The 25224-nt window shown below is 55.3% G+C and carries 29 protein-coding genes; all 29 read left to right on the top strand.

What is annotated here, in order from left to right; translation table 11 throughout:
- Window position 1: 1 nt before the first annotated feature.
- Window positions 2–991, top strand: coding sequence for a signal recognition particle-docking protein FtsY (gene ftsY / locus NSQ51_RS05750; protein ID WP_033011157.1), 990 nt, complete (start codon window positions 2–4; stop codon window positions 989–991).
- A 208-nt stretch (window positions 992–1199) separates the two neighbouring features.
- Window positions 1200–1532, top strand: a complete 333-nt coding sequence (locus tag NSQ51_RS05755; protein WP_033011156.1) for a putative DNA-binding protein — start codon at window positions 1200–1202, stop codon at window positions 1530–1532.
- A gap of 18 nt (window positions 1533–1550) precedes the next feature.
- Complete coding sequence (gene ffh, locus NSQ51_RS05760) at window positions 1551–2891, top strand: signal recognition particle protein (RefSeq protein ID WP_033011155.1); 1341 nt, start codon at window positions 1551–1553, stop codon at window positions 2889–2891.
- Window positions 2892–2985: 94 nt separating this feature from the next.
- Window positions 2986–3258, top strand: coding sequence for a 30S ribosomal protein S16 (gene rpsP / locus NSQ51_RS05765; protein ID WP_033011154.1), 273 nt, complete (start codon window positions 2986–2988; stop codon window positions 3256–3258).
- 11 nt (window positions 3259–3269) lie between these two features.
- Entirely contained in the window at window positions 3270–3506 is a 237-nt protein-coding gene (locus NSQ51_RS05770) for a KH domain-containing protein (RefSeq protein WP_033016030.1), read from the top strand.
- A 46-nt stretch (window positions 3507–3552) separates the two neighbouring features.
- Window positions 3553–3939, top strand: coding sequence for a YlqD family protein (locus NSQ51_RS05775; RefSeq protein WP_033011152.1), 387 nt, complete (start codon window positions 3553–3555; stop codon window positions 3937–3939).
- 14 nt (window positions 3940–3953) lie between these two features.
- Window positions 3954–4472: a ribosome maturation factor RimM gene (gene rimM, locus NSQ51_RS05780; protein WP_033011151.1), complete on the top strand. Its 519-nt coding sequence runs from the start codon at window positions 3954–3956 to the stop codon at window positions 4470–4472.
- The gene (gene trmD / locus NSQ51_RS05785) at window positions 4472–5233 is read left to right on the top strand and encodes a tRNA (guanosine(37)-N1)-methyltransferase TrmD (protein ID WP_162839645.1); all 762 of its coding nucleotides are present in this window, start codon (window positions 4472–4474) and stop codon (window positions 5231–5233) included. The genes rimM and trmD overlap by 1 nt, the downstream gene beginning before the upstream one ends.
- A gap of 135 nt (window positions 5234–5368) precedes the next feature.
- Window positions 5369–5719, top strand: a complete 351-nt coding sequence (rplS, locus tag NSQ51_RS05790; protein ID WP_014195437.1) for a 50S ribosomal protein L19 — start codon at window positions 5369–5371, stop codon at window positions 5717–5719.
- A gap of 119 nt (window positions 5720–5838) precedes the next feature.
- The gene (gene lepB, locus NSQ51_RS05795; RefSeq protein ID WP_033016029.1) at window positions 5839–6390 is read left to right on the top strand and encodes a signal peptidase I; all 552 of its coding nucleotides are present in this window, start codon (window positions 5839–5841) and stop codon (window positions 6388–6390) included.
- 12 nt (window positions 6391–6402) lie between these two features.
- Window positions 6403–7269: a ribosome biogenesis GTPase YlqF gene (ylqF, locus tag NSQ51_RS05800; RefSeq protein ID WP_033011146.1), complete on the top strand. Its 867-nt coding sequence runs from the start codon at window positions 6403–6405 to the stop codon at window positions 7267–7269.
- Window positions 7270–7346: 77 nt separating this feature from the next.
- Window positions 7347–8126 (top strand): ribonuclease HII, encoded by a 780-nt coding sequence (locus NSQ51_RS05805; RefSeq protein ID WP_049624363.1) that lies wholly within the window; start codon window positions 7347–7349, stop codon window positions 8124–8126.
- A gap of 48 nt (window positions 8127–8174) precedes the next feature.
- The gene (locus NSQ51_RS05810) at window positions 8175–9728 is read left to right on the top strand and encodes a cytosolic protein (RefSeq protein ID WP_049624364.1); all 1554 of its coding nucleotides are present in this window, start codon (window positions 8175–8177) and stop codon (window positions 9726–9728) included.
- On the top strand, window positions 9725–10015 hold the full coding sequence (locus tag NSQ51_RS05815) for an EscU/YscU/HrcU family type III secretion system export apparatus switch protein (RefSeq protein WP_033016017.1): 291 nt from the start codon (window positions 9725–9727) through the stop codon (window positions 10013–10015). The genes NSQ51_RS05810 and NSQ51_RS05815 overlap by 4 nt, the downstream gene beginning before the upstream one ends.
- A 115-nt stretch (window positions 10016–10130) precedes the next feature.
- Complete coding sequence (gene sucC / locus NSQ51_RS05820) at window positions 10131–11291, top strand: ADP-forming succinate--CoA ligase subunit beta (protein ID WP_020278184.1); 1161 nt, start codon at window positions 10131–10133, stop codon at window positions 11289–11291.
- 17 nt (window positions 11292–11308) lie between these two features.
- Window positions 11309–12211: a succinate--CoA ligase subunit alpha gene (gene sucD / locus NSQ51_RS05825; RefSeq protein ID WP_015374401.1), complete on the top strand. Its 903-nt coding sequence runs from the start codon at window positions 11309–11311 to the stop codon at window positions 12209–12211.
- Window positions 12212–12274: 63 nt separating this feature from the next.
- The gene (gene dprA, locus NSQ51_RS05830) at window positions 12275–13156 is read left to right on the top strand and encodes a DNA-processing protein DprA (protein WP_049624365.1); all 882 of its coding nucleotides are present in this window, start codon (window positions 12275–12277) and stop codon (window positions 13154–13156) included.
- Window positions 13157–13234: 78 nt separating this feature from the next.
- Window positions 13235–15310, top strand: coding sequence for a type I DNA topoisomerase (topA, locus tag NSQ51_RS05835; RefSeq protein WP_033016014.1), 2076 nt, complete (start codon window positions 13235–13237; stop codon window positions 15308–15310).
- 92 nt (window positions 15311–15402) lie between these two features.
- Window positions 15403–16305 (top strand): tyrosine recombinase XerC, encoded by a 903-nt coding sequence (gene xerC, locus NSQ51_RS05840; protein ID WP_033016013.1) that lies wholly within the window; start codon window positions 15403–15405, stop codon window positions 16303–16305.
- A gap of 24 nt (window positions 16306–16329) precedes the next feature.
- Window positions 16330–16872: an ATP-dependent protease subunit HslV gene (hslV, locus tag NSQ51_RS05845; RefSeq protein ID WP_033016012.1), complete on the top strand. Its 543-nt coding sequence runs from the start codon at window positions 16330–16332 to the stop codon at window positions 16870–16872.
- A gap of 17 nt (window positions 16873–16889) precedes the next feature.
- On the top strand, window positions 16890–18284 hold the full coding sequence (hslU, locus tag NSQ51_RS05850; protein WP_033008184.1) for an HslU--HslV peptidase ATPase subunit: 1395 nt from the start codon (window positions 16890–16892) through the stop codon (window positions 18282–18284).
- Between the two features lie 16 nt (window positions 18285–18300).
- A complete protein-coding gene (gene codY, locus NSQ51_RS05855) occupies window positions 18301–19080 on the top strand; it encodes a GTP-sensing pleiotropic transcriptional regulator CodY (protein WP_033016011.1) in 780 nt (259 codons plus the stop codon).
- Window positions 19081–19277: 197 nt separating this feature from the next.
- Window positions 19278–19667 (top strand): flagellar basal body rod protein FlgB, encoded by a 390-nt coding sequence (gene flgB, locus NSQ51_RS05860; protein WP_049626444.1) that lies wholly within the window; start codon window positions 19278–19280, stop codon window positions 19665–19667.
- 3 nt (window positions 19668–19670) lie between these two features.
- Window positions 19671–20123: a flagellar basal body rod protein FlgC gene (gene flgC, locus NSQ51_RS05865; RefSeq protein ID WP_049624594.1), complete on the top strand. Its 453-nt coding sequence runs from the start codon at window positions 19671–19673 to the stop codon at window positions 20121–20123.
- A gap of 21 nt (window positions 20124–20144) precedes the next feature.
- Window positions 20145–20441 (top strand): flagellar hook-basal body complex protein FliE, encoded by a 297-nt coding sequence (gene fliE, locus NSQ51_RS05870; RefSeq protein ID WP_033016005.1) that lies wholly within the window; start codon window positions 20145–20147, stop codon window positions 20439–20441.
- Between the two features lie 84 nt (window positions 20442–20525).
- Window positions 20526–22118: a flagellar basal-body MS-ring/collar protein FliF gene (fliF, locus tag NSQ51_RS05875; protein ID WP_033016022.1), complete on the top strand. Its 1593-nt coding sequence runs from the start codon at window positions 20526–20528 to the stop codon at window positions 22116–22118.
- Window positions 22119–22130: 12 nt separating this feature from the next.
- Window positions 22131–23150 (top strand): flagellar motor switch protein FliG, encoded by a 1020-nt coding sequence (fliG, locus tag NSQ51_RS05880; RefSeq protein WP_033016004.1) that lies wholly within the window; start codon window positions 22131–22133, stop codon window positions 23148–23150.
- Window positions 23134–23913: a flagellar assembly protein FliH gene (gene fliH / locus NSQ51_RS05885; protein WP_033016002.1), complete on the top strand. Its 780-nt coding sequence runs from the start codon at window positions 23134–23136 to the stop codon at window positions 23911–23913. Before fliG ends, fliH begins: the two co-directional genes overlap by 17 nt.
- Window positions 23891–25198 carry a flagellar protein export ATPase FliI gene (gene fliI, locus NSQ51_RS05890; RefSeq protein WP_080706533.1) on the top strand — a complete coding sequence of 436 codons (1308 nt, stop codon included), beginning with the start codon at window positions 23891–23893 and terminating at the stop codon, window positions 25196–25198. The genes fliH and fliI overlap by 23 nt, the downstream gene beginning before the upstream one ends.
- The last annotated feature ends 26 nt before the right edge of the window (window positions 25199–25224 follow it).

The following is a 25224-nucleotide window of genomic DNA, read 5'->3' on the forward strand; positions in this document are numbered from 1 at the left end:
GATGGGCTTTTTTCAAAAGTTGAAAGAAAAGTGGACAAAACAGGCGGATGCCGTCACGGAAAAGTTTAAGGAAGGGCTGTCGAAAACGCGCGATTCACTCGCCGGGAAAGTGAACGACTTGATCGCCCGCTACCGGAAAGTCGATGAGGAATTTTTCGAAGAGCTGGAGGAAATTTTAATCGCCGCTGACGTCGGCGTGGCGACCGTCATGGAACTGGTCGATGAGCTGAAAATGGAAGTGAAGCGCCGCAACATTCAAGATTCGGCGCAAATGCGCGACGTGATCGCGGAAAAACTGATTGACATTTACCGCGCCGGCGCCGATGACAACGAGCTTTCCGCCTTGAATATGCAAGAAGGAGGGCTGACGGTCATATTGTTCGTCGGCGTCAACGGCGTTGGCAAGACGACGACGATCGGAAAACTGGCGCATAAGCTGAAATCGGAAGGGAAATCGGTGCTCTTGGCCGCAGGCGACACGTTCCGCGCCGGAGCGATTGAGCAGTTGGAAGTATGGGGCGAACGCGTTGGGGTCGATGTCATTAAGCAGGCGGCCGGCTCCGACCCGGCGGCCGTTATGTACGACGCCATTCAGGCGGCAAAAGCACGCAGCGTTGACGTGTTGTTGTGTGACACAGCCGGGCGGCTGCAAAACAAAGTGAACTTAATGAAAGAGCTTGAAAAAGTGAAGCGCGTCATCAGCCGCGAAATCCCGGGCGCTCCGCATGAAGTGCTGCTTGTGCTTGATGCGACGACCGGGCAAAATGCGATGAGTCAGGCGAAGCTGTTTAAAGAAGCGACCGATGTGACCGGCATCGTGTTGACAAAGCTCGACGGAACGGCAAAAGGCGGCATCGTGCTCGCCATTCGCAACGAGCTGGCCATCCCGGTGAAATTCGTCGGCCTCGGCGAAAAGATGGACGATTTGCAGCCGTTTGATGCAGAAAAATATGTATACGGACTGTTTGCCGGTTTGTTCGATGAACAATAACGGCTAGTTGGCCAGTTGCATGCCGTTTAGCGGCTCGTACGGCATCGGCGCGGCCTGCATCCGTGTTTTCCCGCCAGGCTGGCGGCCAACCGCGCCCCAGCCTTGCTTTTATGGGGGGAAAAATCGTCCTCATCTTGACAAGAGCCGGAAAACAAAGTACACTCACTTGTAAAGGGAATTTACTTAACAACGGGGGAGGGAGCGTTCGGTGCTCGAAAAAACGATGCGCATGAACTATTTGTATGATTTTTATCACGCGCTGTTGACGCCGAAACAGCGCAATTACATGGCGCTGTACTACTTGGACGACTACTCCCTCGGGGAAATTGCTGAACAATATGAGGTGAGCCGCCAGGCGGTGTACGATAACATCCGGCGCACAGAAGCGATGCTTGAGCAGTATGAAGAGAAGCTCGGGCTGCTGCAAAAATATGAACAGCGGCGGCAGGCCATCGAGCGGCTGAAAGACTACATCAGCCGGCATTACGGCGCTGACGCCGAATTGGCGGCGCTTGTCCGCGAGCTGGATGAACTTGATTAAAAAAAGGGGGTGGCCGCCATGGCGTTTGAAGGATTGTCCGAACGTTTGCAGCAGGTGATGAACCGCATCCGCGGCAAAGGGAAAGTCACCGAAGCGGATGTCAAAGAGATGATGCGCGAAGTGCGTCTCGCTTTGCTCGAGGCTGACGTCAACTTTAAAGTCGTCAAAGATTTCATCAAACGGGTGAGCGAACGGGCCGTCGGGCAGGAAGTGATGAAAAGCTTGACGCCGGGCCAGCAGGTGATTAAAGTGGTCAAAGAGGAGCTGACGGCGTTAATGGGCGGCGAACAGAGCAAAATCGCGGTCGCCAAAAAGCCGCCGACGGTCGTCATGATGGTTGGCCTGCAAGGGGCTGGGAAGACGACAACGACCGGGAAGCTCGCCAACTTGCTGCGCAAGCGCCATAACCGGAAGCCGCTGCTGGTCGCTGCTGACGTCTACCGCCCGGCGGCGATCAAGCAGCTGGAGACGCTCGGCAAACAGCTGAACGTTCCTGTCTTTTCGCTCGGCGAGGACGCCAATCCAGTCGAGATCGCGAAACAGGCGCTCGAGCGGGCGAAAGAAGAGCATTACGACTATGTGCTGATCGACACGGCCGGCCGCCTTCACATTGATGAGGCGCTCATGGATGAACTGAAGCAAATGAAAGAGGCGGTCAAGCCGGACGAAATTTTCCTCGTTGTCGACGCCATGACCGGTCAAGACGCCGTCAATGTCGCGCAAAGCTTCCATGAACAGCTCGGCATCACCGGCGTTATTTTGACGAAGCTCGATGGCGACACGCGCGGCGGGGCGGCGCTGTCGATTCGCGCCGTGACGGGAGCGCCGATCAAGTTCGCCGGGATGGGCGAAAAACTGGATGCGCTCGAGCCGTTTCATCCAGAGCGGATGGCGTCCCGCATTTTAGGGATGGGCGATGTCTTGACGCTCATTGAAAAAGCGCAGGCCGCCGTTGATGAGGAGAAGGCGAAAGAGCTCGAACAAAAAATGCGCACGGCCACCTTCACGCTTGACGACTTTTTGGAGCAGCTCGGCCAAGTGCGCAAGCTCGGACCGCTTGACGAACTGATTAAAATGCTGCCGGGAGCCAATAAAATCAAAGGGCTTTCCAACATTCAAGTCGATGAAAAGCAAATCGCCCGCGTCGAAGCGATCATCCGCTCGATGACGAAAGAGGAGAAAATGCATCCGGAAATCATCAACGCTAGCCGCAAAAGGCGGATCGCCAAAGGGAGCGGCACGACCGTGCAAGACGTCAACCGGCTGCTCAAGCAATTTGATGACATGAAAAAAATGATGAAAATGATGACGAATATGCCCAAAGGGAAGAAAAAAGGATTTCGCTTCCCATTTATGTAAATGATGTTCTGTTAAGCGAAAAACCTTTACAAACGGAAAAAGAATTGTTAATATACTATCTTGTGTGAACACTATACGGAGGTGCGTACAAACTATGGCAGTAAAAATTCGTTTAAAACGCATGGGCGCAAAGAAAAAACCGTTTTACCGCATTGTTGTGGCGGATTCCCGCTCGCCGCGCGACGGCCGCTTCATTGAAACGATCGGCACATACAATCCGGTTGCGGAGCCAGCCGAAATCAAAATCGATGAAGAGCTGGCGCTCAAATGGCTGCAAAACGGTGCCAAACCGTCCGACACGGTGCGCAGCTTGCTGTCGAAACAAGGCATTTTAGAGAAGTTCCATAACTTGAAATACGGCAAATAAGCGGGATGCACATGAAACCGCTCATTGAAACGATCGTCAAGGCGCTTGTCGATCATCCGGAGGCGGTGGCGGTCGAAACCCGTGAGGAAGAGACGGCCGTCATCTATGAACTGTCGATGCACGATGACGATATCGGCAAAGTGATCGGCAAACAAGGACGGACGATCCATGCGATCCGCACGGTCGTCTATGCCGCCGCCGCTGGATCGCCCAAGCGGGTGATTGTGCACGTGAAAGAAAAAGGGTGAGGATGTTCCTCTCCCTTTTTTGATATCGCCGTAAAGGGGGATGGGGATGAAGCTCATTCAAACGGTCGAAGTGCGGCAAGTTGTCACCGAGCGGAGCAAACAAGAGCTTGCGGCGGCATTTGCGGCGCGCAAGCAGCAGTTGGAGCGCGAGTGCGGCCAGCTTCGCTTCGAGCAAAAGCGGATGGAGAAAAGCGGGAAATACCCGGCTAGTCTTGTAAAGCAATATTTTGCCAAAGAAATCGACGACCGGATGGAGAAAATCAAGCTGCTTGAGTTTCAGCTTGAACAGTTACATATGCTACCGTTAGGAAGTGAATTGAAAGAGCGGGAAGTCGAGGCGCTCATTGAGGTGAACGTCGGCGACCGCTGGGAAGAGGTGACGAAAACGCGCGCCATTATCGTTGAAGACGGCGTCGTGAAAGAGATTCGCTAAGGAGGGAGCAAAGAATGGAACGATGGTTTAACGTCGGCAAAATCGTCAATACGCACGGCATTCGCGGCGAAGTGCGCGTCATTTCCCGCACCGATTTTCCGGAAGAGCGATACAAAAAAGGAAACAAGCTGTACATTTTCCGCGAACGCGACAGCGAGCCGATCGAAGTGACGGTGAAAAGCCATCGCGTCCATAAATCGTTCGACTTGCTGTCGTTTGAAGGCTATGACAGCATCAACGATGTCGAACCGTTTAAAGGAGCGATGCTGAAAGTGCCGGAAAGCCAGCTCGGTGAACTCGCGGAAGGCGAGTATTATTTCCATGAAATCATCGGCTGTACCGTCGTAACGGAAGAAGGAGAAACGATCGGCACGGTCAGGGAAATTTTAACGCCGGGGGCGAACGACGTCTGGGTCGTCCGGCGCGGCGACGGCACCGATGCGCTCATTCCGTACATCGACGAAGTCGTTCTTCGCGTCGATCCGGCGCAAAAAACGATCATCATCCGACCGATGGAAGGGCTGCTTGAATGATGCGGATCGATATTTTGACGCTGTTTCCCGACATGTTTTCCGGCGTATTGAATGAGTCGATTTTAAAGAAGGCGCAAGAAAAAGGGGCGGTGGACATCCGGCTTGTTGACTTCCGCGAATTTGCCGACAACAAGCATAAGACGGTTGATGATTACCCGTACGGTGGCGGCGCCGGCATGGTGCTGAAGCCGCAGCCGATCTTCGACGCGGTGGAACATGTGACAGCCGGCTCGCCTGGCGCGCGCATTATTTTGCTTTGCCCGCAAGGCGAGCGCTACACGCAAAAAAAGGCAGAAGAGCTCGCCCAAGAAGAGCATTTGGTGCTTATTTGCGGCCATTACGAAGGATATGATGAGCGCATCCGCCAATATTTGGCGACCGATGAAATTTCGATCGGCGATTACATTTTAACAGGCGGGGAGCTCGGCGCCATGGTCATCGTCGACAGCGTCGTCCGCCTGCTGCCCGGCGTGCTCGGCAACGAAGCGTCGCCGGTTGACGACTCGTTCAGTTCCGGCCTGCTGGAGTATCCGCAATACACAAGGCCAGCCGACTTTCGCGGCATGAAAGTGCCGGACATTTTGCTTTCCGGGAACCACCAGCTCATTGCTGAATGGCGCGAGAAGGAGTCGCTCCGGCGCACGTTTTTGCGCCGCCCGGATTTGCTCGCCGGCTATCCGCTCACCGAGAAACAAAAGCAATGGCTGAAAGAGTGGGAACATGAACGCGAAACGGAAAACAGCGGCTCTCAATGCGAATAACTATTGCTTGTGCCCGGCGTTTATGCTATCATATCTTTTGTGTGACTGAAGCAGTCCGCTTAAGGACGGAAAACGATGTTCCGCTGCAATGATCAAACGCATTGGCATGAACATCTGTGGAAGGAGTGGAAAATGATGCATCATTTAATCCAAGAGATCACGAAAGAACAATTGCGGACCGACTTGCCGGATTTCCGCCCGGGCGACACGGTGCGCGTCCACGTGAAAGTTGTGGAAGGCAACCGCGAACGCATCCAAGTGTTTGAAGGTGTCGTCATCAAACGGCGCGGAGCGGGCATCAGCGAAACGTTCACCGTCCGCAAAGTGTCCTATGGCGTCGGCGTTGAGCGCACATTCCCGGTGCATACGCCGAAAATCGCAAAATTGGAAGTCATCCGCCGCGGGAAAGTTCGCCGTGCGAAATTGTACTACTTGCGTGAACTTCGCGGCAAAGCGGCGCGCATTAAAGAAAAAACGGCCCAATAACGGGCAACGGTGGATCACAGCGGAAAAGGAGCTTGCTTTCAAGCTCCTTTTTTCACTACCGCCAATGATGATTACGGTAGTGATCCACGACTGCAAACTTTGATTTAGGTGGGTGGACAATGGAACAGAAAAAAAGCGAATGGCGCGAATGGCTGAAAGCCATTGTTGTTGCGGTGCTGTTGGCCGGGGGCATCCGCTACTTTATTTTTGCCCCGATTATCGTCGACGGCATTTCGATGATGCCGACGTTACATAATCACGAGCGGATGATTGTCAATAAGTTGGCCTACAAAATCGGCATGCCTCATCGTTTCGATATTATTGTGTTTCATGCCGAGGAAGGGAGAGACTATATTAAACGGGTGATCGGCTTGCCGGGCGACCGGATCGAGTACAAAAATGATACCTTGTACGTAAACGGCAAACCGTATAAAGAGCCGTATTTGGACGAACGTAAAAAGCAGGTTGCCGACGGGCCGCTGACCGAGCCGTTTACACTTGAGGAATTGACCGGGCGGAGCACGGTGCCGGAAGGGCATTTGTTCGTCATGGGCGACAATCGCCGATTCAGCAAAGACAGCCGCCATATCGGCTTCATTCCGATGTCAAAAGTCGTTGGCAAGGCGAATCTTGTGTATTGGCCGCTTTCTGACGCCCGGATTGTGAAATAAACGAGGCAGGTGATGCCAATGACAGTGATTCAATGGTTTCCCGGCCATATGGCAAAAGCGAAGAGGGAAGTGCAAGAAAAATTAAAGTTGATCGACGTAGCGTTTGAGCTGCTTGACGCCCGTTTGCCGATGTCATCGCGCAACCCGATGATCGATGACATTCTCGGACAAAAGCCGCGCCTCATTTTGCTCAATAAGGCGGATATGGCCGATGAGGCCGTGACTGAGCAATGGATCCGCTATTTCCGCGGCCAAGGCCGAACAGCCATCGCCATCGATGCGCAAAGCGGGACGGGGGTCAGGCAAATCGCTTTCATTGCCAAAGAAATGGTAAAAGAGAAATTTGAGAAAATGCGGGCGAAGGGCATTAAAAATCCACGCCCCGTGCGGGCGCTCATTGTCGGCATCCCGAATGTCGGCAAATCGACGCTCATCAACCGGCTCGCCGGCCGCCATATCGCCAAAACCGGCGATAAGCCGGGGGTGACGAAAGCGCAGCAATGGATCAAAGTCGGCAAAGAAATGGAGCTGCTTGATACGCCAGGGATTTTATGGCCAAAGTTCGAGGATGAAGACGTCGGCTTCAAGCTCGCGGTCACCGGAGCGATCAAAGATGAAATTTTGAACTTGCAAGACGTCGCTGCCTATGCGCTCCGCTTTTTGTCAGTCCATTATCCGGAACGGCTGTCGGAGCGCTACCGCCTTGACAGCATCCCCGATGACATCGTCGCCTTATTTGACGCCATCGGCCGGCGGCGCGGCTGCCTGACAGCGGGCGGCGGCATTGACTATGACAAGGTCGCTGACATTGTCTTATACGACATTCGCACCGAAAAATTAGGACGGTTGAGTTTTGAAACGCCCGCTTCCTGGACGTAATGGCGTCCGGCGGGCGTTTTTTGCTTCACAGCCGGCTGAACATGGCCGATAGTATTAAGTAGAAAAGGGAGAGAAACATGAAGGAGTACACGGTAAAAGAAATCGAAGCGCTGCTTCCGGAGCTTGGCGGCGAGGATGACCCGCGCTGGGAGATGCTGCGGCGCGATGAACGGAAAAGCGTGCAGGCGCTGCTTGCCCGTTTTGTGAAACAAAAAGAGCGGGAAAAAGTGATGCGGCGGCGTTGGGAGGAGTTGATGCGCTATGAGCGTGAACTGTACGCCGCCGGCATCGAACGAATCGCCGGCATTGACGAGGCCGGGCGCGGGCCGCTTGCTGGCCCGGTCGTCGCGGCGGCGGTCATTTTGCCGCCTGACGCCTACTTGCCAGGGCTTGACGATTCGAAACGGCTGACAGCAGCCAAGCGCGAGGCGTTGTTTGCGCAAATCGAGGCGTGTGCGGTTGCGGTCGGCATCGGCATTGTCAGTGCGGCGGAAATTGATGAGCGGAATATTTACGAGGCGACGAAACAGGCGATGGCAAAGGCGGTCAGCGCGCTGTCGCCGCCGCCTGACTACTTGCTCGTTGATGCGATGGCGGTGCCGTGCGCGCTGCCGCAGCGGCGTCTGATGAAAGGCGATGCCAACAGCGCTTCGATCGCCGCGGCTTCCATTATGGCCAAAGTGACGCGCGACCGGCTGATGAAAGAGCTCGACCGCCGCTATCCGCAGTACGGGTTTGCCCGCCATATGGGTTACGGGACGCCGGAGCATCTCGAGGCGATCCGCCGTTACGGCATAACGCCGGAGCACCGCCGCTCGTTCGCGCCGGTAAAGGAAGCGGCGGGCGTTGAAAATTAGCCGGCCCCACGGCTGGGATGCGGGCCGGGACGAAAGGGGGAAAGCAAAATGGTGGAGCGGATGGAACGAACCGTTCCTGTAGCCGCCGTCCGTGATGCGGCGTCAAGCGGACAGTTTCGGCCGGGGCAGGCGGTTGTCGGCCGAATCGAGCGGGTGGAAGAGGCGGAGACGGGGGAGCGGACAGCGCTTGTCCGCACCGGCGGCCGCCTCGTGCGCGCCCGCCTCGAGGCGCCGCTTGCCGCCGGGCGCACGTACTTGTTTGAAATCAAGGAAAGCGGCAGCAACGTTTACTGGAAAGCGGTCGCGCTTTCCGAACCGGAGCAGGCGGTTCCCCGTGAAGATGTCGTCCACCGATGGCAGCAGGCGTGGAAGCTGCCCGAGGCCGCGCTCCCGGTGCTTCGCCAAGCGCTGAAGGCAGGCGCGGCCGTAACGAAAGAAGAAGCGGCGGAACTGGCTGCAGCGGTGCGAAAAACCGGCCGGCCGGCCGACGCGGAGGAGGTGCTTGCTTATTTGTTCCATCGCCGCCTCCCGCCGTCTCCCGCCGTATTTCGCGCACTGTGGGCGGCGCGGACCGGAGAGCCGCTCGCAGTGCAGCTTGAAAGGCTAAAAGCGGTGTTCACTGAACGTTCTTCAGGCCCGATGGCGCCGGTGTTCAAGCAGGCGGCTGACCGTCTTCTTTCGCCGCCGCTGTTCGCCTATGAGGCAGCGGTGCGCCTGTTGTTGACAGCGGAAGAAGGAGCGGAGGGGCCGGCTCATGCGCTTCTTTTCCGCCTCGGGCTTGTTCCGCTACCGGCAGGACGGATGGCCGCCATTCAGAACGCCATGCAGCAGCGGCAGTTTGCTGAAGTCGGGAAGCTGCTCGGCCTGACGGACGAGGAAGCGTTTTTCGCGCGCTTTGCCGCTGTCGATGCCGCCTGCAAAAGCGGTGCGCTGTCAGAGGCGGAAGCGAAGCTGTGGACGTCTGTCCTCACGGCCGGCGACCCGGCGCTGTCGCTGTTTCATTGGTTGAGGCGGATCGCTGGCCGCCTCGGGCTTGAGGATGAGGCGATGCTCGCCGAAGCGTTGAAAACAAGAGGCGCGCCGCCGATGGCTCCTTCGTTGAGACGGCTGCTTCTTCATCTGCTCGGCGGAGCGGGAAGCAAAGAGGCAGAAGCCGCGGCGGAAGCGTTTCTTGACCGCCTTGACGGAATGGCCGTCATCGCCGGAAGCGATGGGCCTGTCGGGCACATTTGGATTTCTTTTCCTTTGCCGCTGGGCGGGCGCAACCACGATTTTTCGGTTTATTGGCAAGGGCGGCGGAAGGATGGAGGGGCGCTTGATCCCGATTATAGCCGCATCGTTTGCAGCGTCACGCTCGAACAACTGGGCGGGATTTTGATCGATATGCGTGTGCAGCGGCGGATCGTCCACATTTCCCTTTTTCACGATGATCCGAGGCTGCCGGAGCTCGTTCATCGCTTTGCCCCGCTGGTGAAAGAGCGTCTTCAGGCGCACGGTTATCTGCTGTCGGGCATTGATGTGAAAGCGGCCGAAGCTAGTCCCCCGGCCCCTTCCGTGCTGCCGTTTGCCGGCAGCAGCAGCGAGGTGGATTGGCGCGTATGAGCGAGGAGCGGAAAAAAGCGGTCGCCCTGTCCTATGACGCGGCGGTTCACGAAGCGCCTGTCGTGAAAGCGAAGGGAGCGGGAACGGCGGCGGAAGCGATCATCGCTGCCGCCCAACAGCATGGCGTGCCGATTCGAAAGGATCCGTCGCTCGTTGAACTTCTCAGCAAAGTGGAAATCGATAACACGATTCCGGAAGTGCTGTATGCGGTTGTGGCGGAGTTGTTTGCGTTCCTTTATCAGCTGGATCAGGCGGCGAAACAGGAAACGGAGGGAGAAAAGGGATGATTTTTCAACCTCCTAATTTCTCAATTTTGCGACGAAACGGTGGACAAGCGGGAAATGTTAGGTATAAAATGAAAGCGCTAAGACTTTTTCAGTTTCATACATAGGAGGTTGGCGCATGAACATTCATGAATACCAAGCAAAAGAAATTTTGCGAAGCTATGGCGTAAGCGTGCCGAACGGCCGCGTCGCGTTCACGGTTGATGAAGCAGTGGAAGCCGCCAAAGCGCTCGGCACGCCGGTATGCGTTGTCAAGGCGCAAATTCATGCCGGCGGGCGCGGCAAAGCGGGCGGGGTGAAAGTGGCGAAAAGCTTAGAGGAAGTCCGTACATACGCCAGCGAACTGCTCGGCAAAGTGCTCGTCACCCACCAAACCGGCCCGGAAGGAAAAGAAGTGAAACGGCTGTTGATTGAAGAAGGGTGCGACATCCAAAAAGAATACTATATCGGCCTTGTCGTCGACCGCGCCACCTCGCGCGTCGTGTTGATGGGCTCGGAAGAAGGCGGCACGGAAATCGAAGAAGTCGCGGCGAAAACGCCGGAGAAAATTTTCAAAGAGTACATTGACCCGGCCGTCGGGCTGCAGGCGTTCCAAGCGCGCCGCTTGGCGTTCAACATCAACATTCCGAAGCATCTCGTCAACCAAGCGGTCAAATTTATGATGGGCTTGTACCAAGTGTTTGTCGACAAAGACTGCTCGATCGCCGAAATCAACCCGCTTGTCGTCACCGGCGACGGCAAGGTGATGGCGCTTGACGCGAAGCTGAACTTTGATTCGAACGCGTTGTACCGCCACCCGGACGTGCTCGAATACCGAGATTTGGACGAAGAAGATCCGAAAGAGGTTGAAGCATCGAAATACGACTTGAACTACATCGCCCTTGACGGCAACATCGGCTGCATGGTCAACGGCGCCGGCTTGGCGATGGCGACGATGGACATCATCAAATATTACGGCGGCGAGCCGGCCAACTTCCTCGATGTCGGCGGCGGCGCCAGCGAGGAAAAAGTGACGGAAGCGTTCAAAATCATTTTGTCGGACCCAAACGTGAAAGGCATTTTCGTCAACATTTTCGGCGGCATTATGAAATGCGACGTCATCGCGAGCGGCATCGTCGCAGCGACGAAGCAAGTCGGCCTCACGCTTCCGCTTGTCGTCCGTCTTGAGGGTACGAACGTCGAGCTCGGGAAAAAGATTTTAGAAGAATCGGGCTTGAACATTACGGCGGCGGAATCGATGGCGGACGGCGCGCAAAAAATCGTCGAGCTAGTACGTTAAGAAAGCGAGGGAGACACGTGAGTGTTTTTGTCAATAAAGATACGAAAGTGATCGTACAAGGGATTACCGGTTCGCAAGGGCTGTTTCATACAAAACAGATGATTGAATACGGCACGAACATTGTCGGTGGCGTTACGCCGGGCAAAGGCGGCACGGAAGTCGAAGGCGTGCCGGTGTTTGACACCGTTTCCGAAGCGGTCGAAAAAACAGGCGCGAACGCCTCGGTCATTTACGTTCCGCCGGCGTTTGCTGCAGACGCTATTATGGAAGCAGTCGACGCCGGGCTTGATCTTGTCGTCTGCATCACCGAAGGCATTCCGGTGCTCGATATGGTGAAAGTGAAGCGGTACATGGAAGGGAAAAAGACTCGCCTCATCGGCCCGAACTGCCCGGGCGTCATTACGCCGGAAGAGTGCAAAATCGGCATTATGCCGGGCTACATCCATAAAAAAGGGCACGTCGGCATCGTCTCGCGCTCCGGCACGCTGACGTATGAAGCGGTTCACCAATTGACGCAAGCCGGCATCGGCCAATCGACGGCGGTCGGCATTGGCGGCGACCCGGTCAACGGCACGAATTTCATCGATGTGCTGAAGGCGTTTAACGAAGACGAGGAGACGTACGCGGTCATTATGATCGGCGAAATCGGCGGCACGGCGGAAGAAGAAGCGGCCGAATGGGTGAAAGCGAACATGACGAAGCCGGTCGTCGGCTTTATCGGCGGGCAAACGGCGCCTCCGGGCAAACGGATGGGCCATGCCGGCGCTATCATTTCCGGCGGCAAAGGCACGGCGGCGGAAAAAATCAAGAAAATGACCGAATGCGGCATCAAAGTAGCGGAAACGCCGGCCGTCATCGGCGAAACGCTCATTTCGGTCTTGAAAGAGCGCGGTTTATACGAAAAATGCAAAACGCATTAACATGGGGCTCCGCACGTTGCCGTGCGGGGCGCTGTTTGCCATTGACGCAGAAAGGAGAATGGTATGTACGATACAGTTCGCGACCGGCTCATTCATCTTCACCATTGCCGCGGAGCCGGCTGGAAGACGATCCGCTCTCTGCTTGACGCGGACCCGACGCTTGCCGCTCCATTTTTCATGTCCCCTCAATCCCTTCGCCCGCTCGTTCCGCTTACTTCTCAACAATTCGCTGCTTTTTTCCGCGACCTGCATTCCATTGATCTTCACCGGCTCATCAAAACGTATCAAGCTCGCCGCATTCACGTCATAACCGTGTTCGATGATCACTATCCGCCGCTGTTAAAGCATATTTACGCGCCGCCATGGGTGCTGTATGCAAAAGGGAACGCCGGCTTGCTTCAACAAACAAAGTTGATCAGCATCGTCGGCACGCGGCGCCCGACCAAATACGGGCTCGAAGCGCTTGACAAGCTTGTTCCGCCCCTTTCGGCCGCCGGATGGACGATCGTCAGCGGGCTGGCTGCCGGCATCGACATTCATGCCCATCGGCTTGCTGTCAAGTACGGCGGAACGACGATCGCCGTCATCGCCGGCGGGCTGGATCATGTTTACCCGAAAGCGCACTGGCCCTTCGCCCGCTATTTGATGAATGAACAGCTTGTCATCGCCGAACATCCGCCGGCAACGAAGCCGCAGGCATGGCACTTTCCGGCGCGCAACCGCATCATCAGCGGACTGTCGCTCGGCACGCTCGTCGTGCAAGCGAAACGGAAAAGCGGTTCGCTCATCACCGCCGCGTATGCGCTCGAGCAAGGGCGGGAAGTGTTTGCCGTCCCCGGTCCGATCGGGGCGGCCGAGGCAGCCGGGCCGAATACGCTTATTCAGCACGGGGCAAAACTAGTGCAGGAAGCGGAAGACATCATCGTCGAATTCCCGTACGTATAATGATCATGTTTGACAAATGCGGCAATAATCATTAATAATAATGAAGATTTCAATTTACTTCCTAGGGGTGGAAGATGGATGTCAGACTACTTGGTTATCGTCGAATCGCCAACGAAAGCGAAGACGATCGAGCGGTACTTAGGAAAAAAATATACGGTCAAAGCTTCGATGGGACACGTTCGCGATTTGCCAAAAAGCCAGATGGGCGTTGATATAGACCGCGGCTACGCATTGAAATATATTACGATTCGCGGCAAAGGCCAGGTGATTAAGGAGCTGAAAATGGCGGCCAAAAAGGCGAAAAAAGTGTTTCTTGCCGCCGACCCGGATCGGGAAGGGGAAGCGATCGCCTGGCATTTGGCCCACATGCTCGATTTAGACATTCACTCAGACTGCCGCGTCGTTTTTCATGAAATTACAAAGGATGCCATTCAACAGTCGTTCCAGCAGCCGCGCTCCATCAACATGAATCTTGTCGACGCCCAACAGGCGCGGCGCGTGCTCGACCGCCTCGTCGGCTACAACATCAGCCCGCTCTTATGGAAAAAAGTCAAAAAAGGGTTGAGCGCCGGCCGCGTCCAATCGGTTGCGCTCCGTCTGATCATCGACCGGGAAAAAGAAATCCGCCAGTTTCAGCCGGAAGAATATTGGACGATTCAAGCGACGTTTCAAAAAGGGGATGAGGCGTTTGCGGCTTCGTTTTACGGGATGGACGGCGAAAAGCGGGAATTAAAAACGGAAGCGGACGTCAAAGCGGTGCTCGCCCGCTTGAGCGGGCCCGCGTTTACGGTGAAAACGGTGACAAAGCGGGAGCGAAAACGCAGCCCGGTGCCCCCATTTACCACATCGTCACTGCAGCAGGAGGCGGCGCGTAAGCTGAATTTCCGCACGAAAAAGACGATGATGATCGCCCAGCAGCTGTACGAAGGGATCGACCTCGGCAGCGAAGGAACGGTCGGGCTCATTACGTACATGCGCACCGATTCGACACGCATCGCCGAAACGGCGCAGCAAGAGGCGGCAGCGTACATTGAGGCCAAATTCGGCGCGGCGTACGTCAGTCAGGAGAAGCGGAAAGAAAAGAACAGCGCGAACGCCCAAGACGCCCACGAGGCGATTCGCCCGACCTCGGCGTTTCGCGATCCGGAGAACGTGAAGCCATATTTGACGCGCGACCAGTTTCGGTTGTATAAACTCATTTGGGAACGGTTTATCGCCAGCCAGATGGCGGCGGCGGTGCTCGACACAATGAGCGTCGAGCTGGAAAACAACGGCGTCGTGTTCCGCGCGAGCGGCTCGACGGTGAAGTTTCCGGGGTTTATGAAAGTGTATATTGAAGGGACGGACGATCAAGCGGAAGAGCAAGACCGGCTTCTTCCGGACTTGACGGAAGGGGAGACGGTCAAGAGCGAGGCGGTCGACCCGAAGCAGCACTTTACCCAGCCGCCGCCGCGCTATACGGAAGCGCGCCTTGTCAAAACGTTGGAGGAGCTCGGCATCGGCCGCCCATCGACCTACGCCCCGACGCTCGATACGATCCAAAAACGCAACTACGTCGTGTTGGAAAACAAACGGTTCGTCCCGACGGAGCTCGGGGAAATCGTTGTCGAGCTGATGCTAGAGTTTTTCCCGGAAATCATCGATGTCGAGTTTACGGCGAAAATGGAAAAAGAGCTGGATGGAATTGAAGAGGGAAAAGTGGAATGGATCAAAGTCGTCGATGAGTTTTACCGCGAGTTCGAGAAAAGGTTGAAAGTGGCGGAAAAAGAAATGCGCGAAGTGGAGATTAAAGACGAGCCGGCCGGGATCGACTGCGACATATGCGGCAGCCCGATGGTGTACAAAATGGGCCGCTTCGGCAAGTTTATCGCCTGCTCCAATTTTCCCGAATGCCGCCATACGAAGCCGATCGTCAAACAAATCGGCGTCAAATGCCCGAAGTGCCATGAAGGAGAGATTGTCGAGCGCAACACGAAGAAAAAGCGGATCTTTTACGGTTGCAGCCGCTTTCCGGAGTGCGATTTTGTCTCCTGGGATAAACCGCTTGCCCGCCCATGCCCGAAATGCGGCGGCCTGCTTGTCGAGAAAAAGTTAAAAAAAGGCGTGCAAGTGCAGTGCACGGCCTGCGATTATGAAGAACAGCCGGAAACATAACGGAGTGTTGAACACAATTCAGAATTTTAGAAGAAATAGTTGCGCTGCAACCAATCATATGGTACGATGTAGAGGCATTGCGGGGTGAGGCGATGAAAAATGCGACATTTGCGTTACAATTGTTCATGGAATATTTACAAATCGAGAAAAATTATTCACAATATACTATTGCGTGCTACCGGCGCGATATTGAGCAGTTTTTCCAGTTCATGAACGAAGAAGGGATCAATGAGCTTGACCAAGTCGCCTACAGCGACGTCCGCTTATATTTGACGAAACTGTATGGCCAGCATTTGGCCAGCCGTTCGGTCGCCCGTAAAATTTCCAGTTTGCGCAGCTTTTACAAATTTTTGATGCGCGAAGGGCGGGCGGCCGAAAATCCGTTTGCGCTTGCGACACTGCCGAAGAAAGAGCAAAAAATTCCTAATTTTTTATACCCGAAAGAATTAGAAGCGTTGTTTCTTGTCAATGATGAAAATACGGCCCTCGGCCAGCGCAATACGGCGCTGCTTGAGTTGTTGTACGCGACTGGTGCTCGGGTTAGTGAATGTTGTCACATACAGCTGTCTGATGTCGATTTTGTGGCGGAAACTGTGCTCATTCACGGCAAAGGAAACAAGCAGCGCTACGTTCCGTTTGGCCGTCCGGCCCGCGAAGCGCTTGAACGGTATATTCATGGGGGCCGACGCGAGCTGACCAGAAAGCTGCGGGCGGACCACCGCTATTTATTTGTCAACGCCCGAGGCAATCCGCTCACGCCTCGGGGAGTGCGCCATATTTTGGATCGGATTGTCGAAGCTGCTGCGCTGACGCAAAACATCAGCCCGCATGTGCTTCGGCATACGTTTGCGACTCATTTGCTCAACGAAGGGGCCGATCTCCGTTCGGTGCAGGAACTGCTCGGCCATGCGCATTTGTCATCGACGCAAGTGTATACACATGTAACGAAAGACCGGTTGCGACATATTTATTTGCAGGCGCATCCGCGGGCATAGCCCGCATGTAAGGAGGGGAAAGCGATGGAACGCTTTCATGCAACGACGATTTTTGCCATCCGCCATAACAGCGCAGCGGCGATGGCTGGCGACGGCCAAGTGACGTTCGGCAACGCCGTCGTGATGAAGCATACAGCGAAAAAAGTGCGGCGCCTGTTTCAAGGCAAAGTGCTAGCCGGCTTTGCCGGCTCAGTGGCGGACGCGTTTACGCTGTTTGAAATGTTTGAAGGCAAGCTGGAACAGGTCAACGGCAACTTGCCGCGTGCGGCCGTCGAGCTGGCGAAAGAGTGGCGGAGCGATAAAGTGTTGCGCCGCCTTGAGGCGATGTTGATTGTCATGGATAAGGAACATTTGCTGCTGATTTCCGGCACAGGGGAAGTGATTGAACCGGATGACGGCATGCTCGCCATCGGCTCGGGCGGTCAGTATGCGTTGGCTGCTGGGCGTGCGTTGAAGAAGTACGCCGGCGGCTCGATGACCGCCAAGGAGATTGCGAAGGCGGCGCTGGAGATCGCCGCTGACATTTGCGTTTATACGAACAGCCATATTATTGTCGAAGAGCTGTAAAAAGGAGGAGGCCGATGATGGCGGAATCGTTGACTCCACGGCAAATTGTTGAGAAGCTCGACCAGTTTATCGTCGGACAAAAAGAGGCGAAAAAGGCGGTGGCGATCGCGCTTCGCAACCGGTACCGCCGCAGTTTGCTCGATGAAAAACTGCGCGATGAAGTAATGCCGAAAAACATTTTAATGATCGGCCCGACCGGGGTCGGGAAGACGGAGATCGCCCGCCGTCTCGCGAAGCTCGTCGGCGCGCCGTTTATCAAGGTTGAGGCGACGAAATTTACGGAAGTCGGTTATGTCGGGCGCGACGTCGAATCGATGGTGCGCGATTTGGTGGAAACGTCAGTTCGGATCGTGAAAGAACGAAAAATGAATGAGGTGAAAGACCGAGCTGAACAACAGGCGAACAAGCGGCTCGTTGAACTGCTCGTTCCGGGCAAACAAAAGCAAACGATCAAAAATCCGCTCGAGCTGTTGTTTGGCGGCCAAGGGAATCCGTCGGACAACAGCTACGGCCATGAGGATGAACAAATCGAGCAAAAACGGCGTCAAGTGGCCTGGCAGCTGGCAAACGGCCAGCTCGAAAACGAGATGGTCACGATTGAAATTGAGGAGCAGACGCCAATGCTCTTTGACTTTTTGCAAGGGACGGGCATTGAGCAGATGGGCGTGAATATGCAAGACGCGCTCAGCAGCCTGATGCCGCGGCGACGCAAAAAGCGGCGCCTGAAAGTGAGTGAAGCGCGCAAGGTGCTCATCAATGAAGAAGCGCAAAAACTGATCGACATGGATGAAGTGACGCAAGAGGCGGTCCGCCTCGCCGAACAGTCGGGCATCATCTTTATCGATGAAATTGATAAAATTGCCCGCAGCGGGGCGGTGTCCGGATCGGCCGACGTCTCGCGCGAAGGGGTGCAGCGCGACATCTTGCCGATCGTCGAAGGATCGACGGTCATGACGAAATACGGACCGGTCAAAACGGACCATATTTTGTTCATCGCCGCCGGCGCGTTTCATATGGCGAAGCCGTCCGACTTGATCCCTGAGCTGCAAGGTCGGTTTCCGATCCGCGTCGAGTTGGCGAAACTTTCGGTTGACGATTTCGTAAGTATATTGGTCGAGCCGAATAATGCGCTCATTAAACAATATCAGGCACTTTTGGCAACAGAAGGTATAAGTCTTGAATTTTCTGACGATGCTATTCGTAAGATTGCCGAAGTGGCCTTCGAAGTCAACCAGACGACTGACAACATCGGCGCGCGCCGGCTACATACGATTTTGGAAAAACTGCTTGAGGATTTGCTGTTTGAAGCGCCCGATATCGGGCTCGACAAAGTCGTCATCACGCCGCAATACGTTGAGCAAAAACTCGGCAGCATCGTCAAAAACAAAGATTTGAGCGAATTTATTTTATGAGGAGGAGATGGACTCGATGAACTTGCTAGAGAAAACACGAAAAATCAACGCCATGCTGCAGAAGGCAGCTGGGCGGCCGGTCAATTTCAAAGAGATGGCGGAAACGCTTTGCGATGTCATTGAAGCGAACGTGTTCGTCGTCAGCCGCCGCGGCAAACTGCTTGGCTTCGCCATTAAACAGTCGATTGAAAACGAACGGATGAAACGGATGCTTGAGGAGCGCCAGTTTCCGGAAGAATACACGAAAAAATTGTTCAACATTACGGAAACGTCCCCTAATATCGATATTAATAGCGAATATACGGCGTTTCCAGTGGAAAATCGTGACTTGTTCAAAACCGGTTTGACGACGATCGTTCCGATCAACGGCGGAGGCGAACGGCTCGGCACGCTTATTTTGTCGCGCCTTGATCGTGAGTTTGATAACGATGACCTGATTTTGGCCGAGTATGGCGCAACGGTCGTCGGCATGGAAATTTTGCGTGAAAAAGCGGAAGAAATCGAAGAGGAAGCGCGCAGCAAGGCGGTCGTGCAAATGGCGATCAGCTCGCTTTCTTACAGCGAACTTGAGGCGATTGAACATATTTTTGAAGAGCTTGACGGAACGGAAGGGCTGCTTGTCGCCAGCAAAATCGCCGACCGCGTCGGCATCACCCGTTCGGTGATCGTCAACGCCCTGCGCAAGCTTGAAAGCGCCGGCGTCATCGAATCGCGCTCGCTCGGCATGAAAGGAACGTACATTAAAGTATTGAATGACAAGTTTTTAAGCGAACTGGAAAAATTGAAATCAAGCTGAACGGCATAGCTGCCTAAGCCCGCTGGGTATTTTGGCCCGGCGGGTTTTTTGTTGTTGACAAACATCTTTGGCATCGTTTTTCTGTCATGGCATCTTCGAAAAATAGTACCAAGTTCCGTCTATACATTAGGTTTTCTTTCCCGTAAAATGAAAATTAGCAGAAACTGTCGAAAAATAGGAGAAAAGAGGGGATTCCATTGGCGCTCTTTTCAGCGACGATCGGTTGGCTTGAACAAGGGCTTCGCTACGCTGCGCTTCGCCAACAGGCGATCGCCGACAATATCGCCAACGCCGATACGCCGGGCTATAAGGCGAAAGATGTGCGCTTTCAGGCGGAGCTTGACCGGGCGCTTGCCCTTGAGGCCAAACGGACGGATCCGCGCCATTTTCCGTTTCGAAACGAACAGAATGGAAAAATTGTCGTGACGACCAATGCCAGCATCAGTTACAATCATAATGGAAACAGTGTCGATATCGACCAAGAAATGTCGAAATTGGCAGGAAACCAAATTTATTATAACGCTCTGATTGAGCGGTTAAACGGCAAATTCAATACGCTAAAGATGGTGATCAAAGGAGGAAAATAGGCTGTGTCCGTGTTTCAAAGCTTAAACATTTCGGCGTCGGCGCTCACCGCTCAGCGGCTGCGCATGGACGTGATTTCTTCCAACATCGCCAACGCTGATACGACGCGGGCCCGCTTCGTCAATGGCGAATGGGAGCCGTACCGACGCAAAATGGTCATCATCGAACCGCAGAGCGGGGCGTTTTCGGGCTATTTGCAGGCCGCCCTCGGACGTGCTGAAGCTGTCGGCAACGGCGTTCGGGTGCACGAAATTGCTGACGATCCGGCTCCGTTTAAACTCGTCTACGACCCGGACCATCCGGATGCGGGCGCAGATGGCTACGTTCGCCTGCCAAACGTCGAACCGCTCAAAGAAATGGTCGATTTGATCGGTGCGACGCGCTCGTATGAGGCGAATGTCACCGCGCTGAACGCTTCAAAAGGGATGCTCATGAAGGCGCTTGAAATCGGGAAATAAGCCGAAGAGGAGGAATGACAAATGGTTGATGGAGTGAGCCGCATCGGGCTGGCGCCGGCGGCCGCCGCTTCAAGCCCGGTGAAGCCGGCAGCGGTGCAAAAGCAGTTCGCCTCCTTTTTCAAAGAAGCGCTCAACAATGTCAATAACGCACAAATCGAGGCAGATGCGCTGACAGAAAAGCTTGTCCGTGGGGAAAACGTCCAATTGCATGATGTGATGATCGCGTCGCAAAAGGCAAGCATCGCGCTGCAACTGACGATCGAAATCCGTAACAAAGCGGTTGAGGCGTACCAGGAAATGATGCGCATGCCGTTGTAGACAGCAAGGGACGATACATACAGAGCCCGCCATGGCCGAACGGTGGCCGCGGCGGCTGTATGGCTGGATGATCGGGGGAATCGTATGAGCAACAAGTGGAAAGAGTGGTGGGGCCGGGCCCGTTTGTTTTGGCAAGAGCGGACGAAAAAACAGAAATGGCTTGCCGCCGGAGGCGCGGCTACGGTCCTTTTGATCCTTGGCCTCGGTATTTTTTTCGCCTTCAGGACGGAAATGGTGCCTCTATACAGCGATTTGACGCCGCAAGAAGCCGGACAAATCAAGGCGACGCTGGATCAGCGCGGTGTTCCCGCCGAAGTGACGGATGGCGGCACGACAATTAAAGTGCCGAAAGAGCAAGTGGATGCGCTGAAAGTCGAGCTGGCCGCCGAGGGCATTCCGAACAGCGGGGTTATTGATTATTCGTTTTTCGGCCAAAACGCGAGCTTCGGCATGACCGACAACGAGTTTAATATGGTGAAACTGAAGGCGATGCAAACGGAGCTCGCCAACTTAATCAAAACGATCGACGGCGTCGAGGACGCGAAAGTGATGATTAATCTTCCGCAGCCGAGCGTATTCGTTTCCGATGAAAAGGGGGAAGCCTCGGCTTCGATCGTGCTGAAGACGAAGCCGGGCTATGAATTCAGCGACGAGCAAATTCGGGCTTTGTATCATCTCGTCGCCAAAAGTGTTCCCCACCTCTCTACAGATAATATCGTCATTATGAACCAGTTTTTTGAGTATTTCGATTTGAAAAATGAAAACAAAAATTCGACAGCGGCGGCATTCACTGAGCAGCAACAGATCAAACGACAAATCGAACGCGACATTCAACGGCAAGTCCAGCGAATGCTCGGCACGATGATGGGGCAGGACAAAGTCGTTGTCTCGGTGACGGCCGACATCGACTTTACACAGGAAAAGCGAGAGGAGCAGTTGGTCGCTCCGGTGGACGAAAAGAACAATGAAGGCATTGCCGTCAGCGTCCAGCGCATTAAAGAGACGTACTCGGGAAGCGGTGCGCCGCCGGGCGGCACGGCCGGAACGGGGACGAATGAAGTGCCGGGCTACCAAGGAGCAAACGGCGGAACGAACGGAAACTATGAGCGGACCGAAGAAACGATCAACAATGAGGTCAACAAAATTAAAAAACAAATCGTAGAAAGCCCGTATAAAATTCGCGATCTAGGCATTCAAGTGATGGTCGAGCCGCCAAATCCGGATGATCCGAATTCATTGCCGCCGGAAACGGTCAATGACATTCAAAAACTATTAGGGACGATTGTCCGGACGTCGATTGACAAAGAAGAAGCGCAGGCGCTGACCGACCAGGATGTCAATAGCCGCGTCGTCGTCTCGGTGCAAAAGCTCAACGGCAAACCGGTATTCACCGAACCGGCGCCGGTTCAGCCGGCGTGGCGGTGGTACGCGGCCGGCGGAGGCGCGCTATTGCTCATTGCCCTACTGCTCTTCTTCTGGCTGCGACGCCGCCGTGAAGATGAAGAAGAAGAAGAAGAGGAGGAGCTCGCATTCGCCCCGCCGCTTCCGGTCGAGCCGGATTTGCCGGAGCCGCCGGAGACGGAGGCGGTGCTGCGCCGTCGGCAGCTGGAGCGGTTGGCGAAAGAAAAACCGGATGAGTTTGCCAAACTATTGAAAACATGGCTATCGGAAGAGTAGGAGGAGCGGCGTATGGCAAAACGCGATCGGAAAGGCGGGCTGACGGGCAGGCAAAAGGCAGCCATTTTGCTCATTTCCCTCGGCCCGGACGTATCGGCCTCCATCTATAAACATTTATCCGAAGAAGACATTGAAAAGCTGACGCTCGAAATTTCCAACGTCCGCCAAGTGGCGGCCGAGCAAAAAGAGGAAGTGCTTGAGGAATTCCGGCAGCTCGCTTTGGCGCAGGATTACATCGCCCAAGGCGGCATCGCCTACGCGAAAGAAGTGTTGGAAAAAGCGCTCGGCCCGGACAAGGCGATGAACATTATCAACCGTCTGACATCAGCGCTTATGGTGCGGCCGTTTGATTTCGCCCGCAAAGCCGACCCGATGCAGCTGTTAAACTTTATTCAGCATGAGCATCCGCAAACGATCGCTCTCATTCTTTCGTATTTAGACCCGGCGCAGGCGGGGCAGATTTTATCAGCGCTGCCGCAAGAGATGCAGGCCGATGTGGCCAGGCGCATCGCGCTTATGGACAGCACGTCGCCGGAGATCATTAGCGAAGTCGAGCAAATTTTGGAGCGGCGGCTGTCGGCGACAGTGATGCAAGATCACACGCAAACCGGCGGCATTGAGGCGGTCGTCGAAGTGCTGAACCAAGTCGACCGAAGCACGGAGCGGACGATTTTAGAGGCTTTGGAAATTCAAGACCCCGAGCTTGCGGAAGAAATTAAAAAGCGGATGTTTGTGTTTGAAGACATCGTTACGCTCGACAATCGCGCCATTCAACGCGTCATCCGCGAAGTGGATAACAATGACCTTATGCTGGCGCTTAAGGTGGCGAGTGATGAAGTGAAAGAAATTGTCTTCCGCAACATGTCAACAAGAATGGCCGAGACGTTCAAAGAAGAAATGGAATATATAGGCCCGGTCCGGCTGCGTGATGTGGAAGAAGCGCAATCGCGCATTGTCGCCATTATCCGCCGTCTCGAGGAAGCCGGGGAAATCGTCATCGCCCGCGGGGGAGGAGATGATATTATTGTCTAGCGTCATTAAAGCGCCGGCATTGGCCGGGCGCGCCGGCAAAAAGACGATCGCTGTGCAGCGCTGCATTTTCGATGTTCCGCCTTCGAACGAGGATCGGCAAAAGGAAATCGAGGCGATTTCCGCCGCCAAAGAAGAGGCGGCCGCGCTTCGCCGCCAAGCCGAGCAATATTGCGAGACGGTGCGCGAACAGCTGGCCCGTGAACGGGAGCAATGGGAGCGCGAGAAAGACCGGCTTAGGCAGGAAGCGCGCGCCCAAGGGTACGAAGACGGCTACGCCGCCGGGCGCGAGGCGGCGCTTCGCGAACACCGCGAATGGATCGACCAAGCCCGCCGCTTGGCGGAGCGGATGAATCACGAATTTTATGCGAAGGTCGAGGCGGCGGATGAGATGATGCTCGAAGTGGCGCTGAAAGCGGCGGAACGCATCATCGGCGCCACGCTCGAGCGAGACCGGAGCGCGTTTTTGCCGCTTGTGCGCCAAGTGCTGCAGGAAGTGCGGCGGCAAACGGAAGTGTCCGTTTACGTGCATCCGGGTTGTTATGAGACGGTAGCCGAACAGCAAGAATTGTTGAAATCGCTATTTCCGCACCGTGTCGATTTGTTCATCTATCCGGATGAGGCGTTGCCGGAATACGGTTGTCTCGTGGAAACGCCGTTCGGCCGCATCGATGCCAGCGTAGACATGCAACTTGAACGGCTGCGCGAAGCGCTCTACAGACGGCTGAAGGAGGGAATGTCCTCTGAACTGGCAGGCGCTTCTTGAGGACATCGCCACCGTCGATTTGTACAAACGATTCGGCAAAGTATCGCGCGTCGTTGGGCTCATGACCGAATCGAAAGGTCCGGGCAGCTCGATCGGCGACCTTTGCTACATTCATGAAACGAGTGGCCGGAAAATTCCGGCGGAAGTCGTCGGCTTTCACGAGCACCACGTCTTGCTCATGCCGTTTTCCGCCATGACGCATATCGCCCCCGGCTGTTTGGTGGAAGCGACCGGCAAGCCGCTCGAAGTGTATGTGGGCGATGCGCTCATCGGCATGGTTCTTGATCCGCTCGGCCAACCGTTGGACGGTGCCCCACTGCCGCCCGGGCTGAAGCCTGTGTCGGTCGACCGCGATCCGCCCAATCCGCTCACCCGGCCGCCGATCGCCGAGCCGATTGAAGTCGGCGTGCGCGTCATCGACAGTCTGCTGGCGGTCGGGAAAGGGCAACGGGTCGGCATTTTTGCTGGTTCCGGCGTCGGCAAGAGCACGCTCATGGGAATGATCGCCCGCCGCACATCGGCTGACGTGAACGTTATCGCCTTAATCGGCGAGCGGGGGCGCGAAGTGCGCGAATTTTTAGAGCGCGATCTTGGGCCGGAAGGATTGGCCCGTTCCGTCGTCGTTGTCGCCACCTCGGACCAACCGGCGCTCATGCGTGTCAAAGGGGCGTACACCGCGACAGCGATCGCCGAATATTTCCGCGACCAAGGGGCGGATGTCATGCTGATGATGGATTCGGTCACCCGCGTCGCGATGGCGCAGCGGGAGATCGGGTTGGCTGTCGGCGAGCCGCCGACTACAAAGGGCTATACCCCGTCGGTGTTCGCCTTGCTCCCGAAGCTGCTCGAGCGGGCCGGGACGAGCGACTCAGGCACCATTACCGCGTTTTATACGGTGCTCGTTGACGGCGACGATATGAACGAGCCGATTGCCGATGCGGTGCGCGGCATTTTGGACGGCCATTTTGTGTTGGAACGCCAGCTCGCGAATAAAGGCCAGTACCCGGCCATTAACGTGCTGAAAAGCGTCAGCCGCGTCATGCCTCATATTATCAGCGCTGAGCACCGCGAAGCAGCGAACCGTTTCCGCCGTCTCCTTTCCACTTATATCGATTCGGAGGATTTGATTCAAATAGGGGCGTACAAGCGGGGGGCATCGCGAGAAATTGATGAGGCGATTGAACGTTATCCGCAAATGATGGCGTTTTGCCGCCAAGAAATAGAGGAAAAGGCGACGCGCGCCGAAAGCATTGATGCCCTTTTCCGTCTCATTTCGCCGCCATGACGGGGGCACAGCGTTAAGAGGGGGAA

Origin of the sequence: Geobacillus sp. FSL K6-0789 (assembly GCF_038593135.1) — a bacterium.
Lineage (GTDB): Bacteria > Bacillota > Bacilli > Bacillales > Anoxybacillaceae > Geobacillus > Geobacillus stearothermophilus.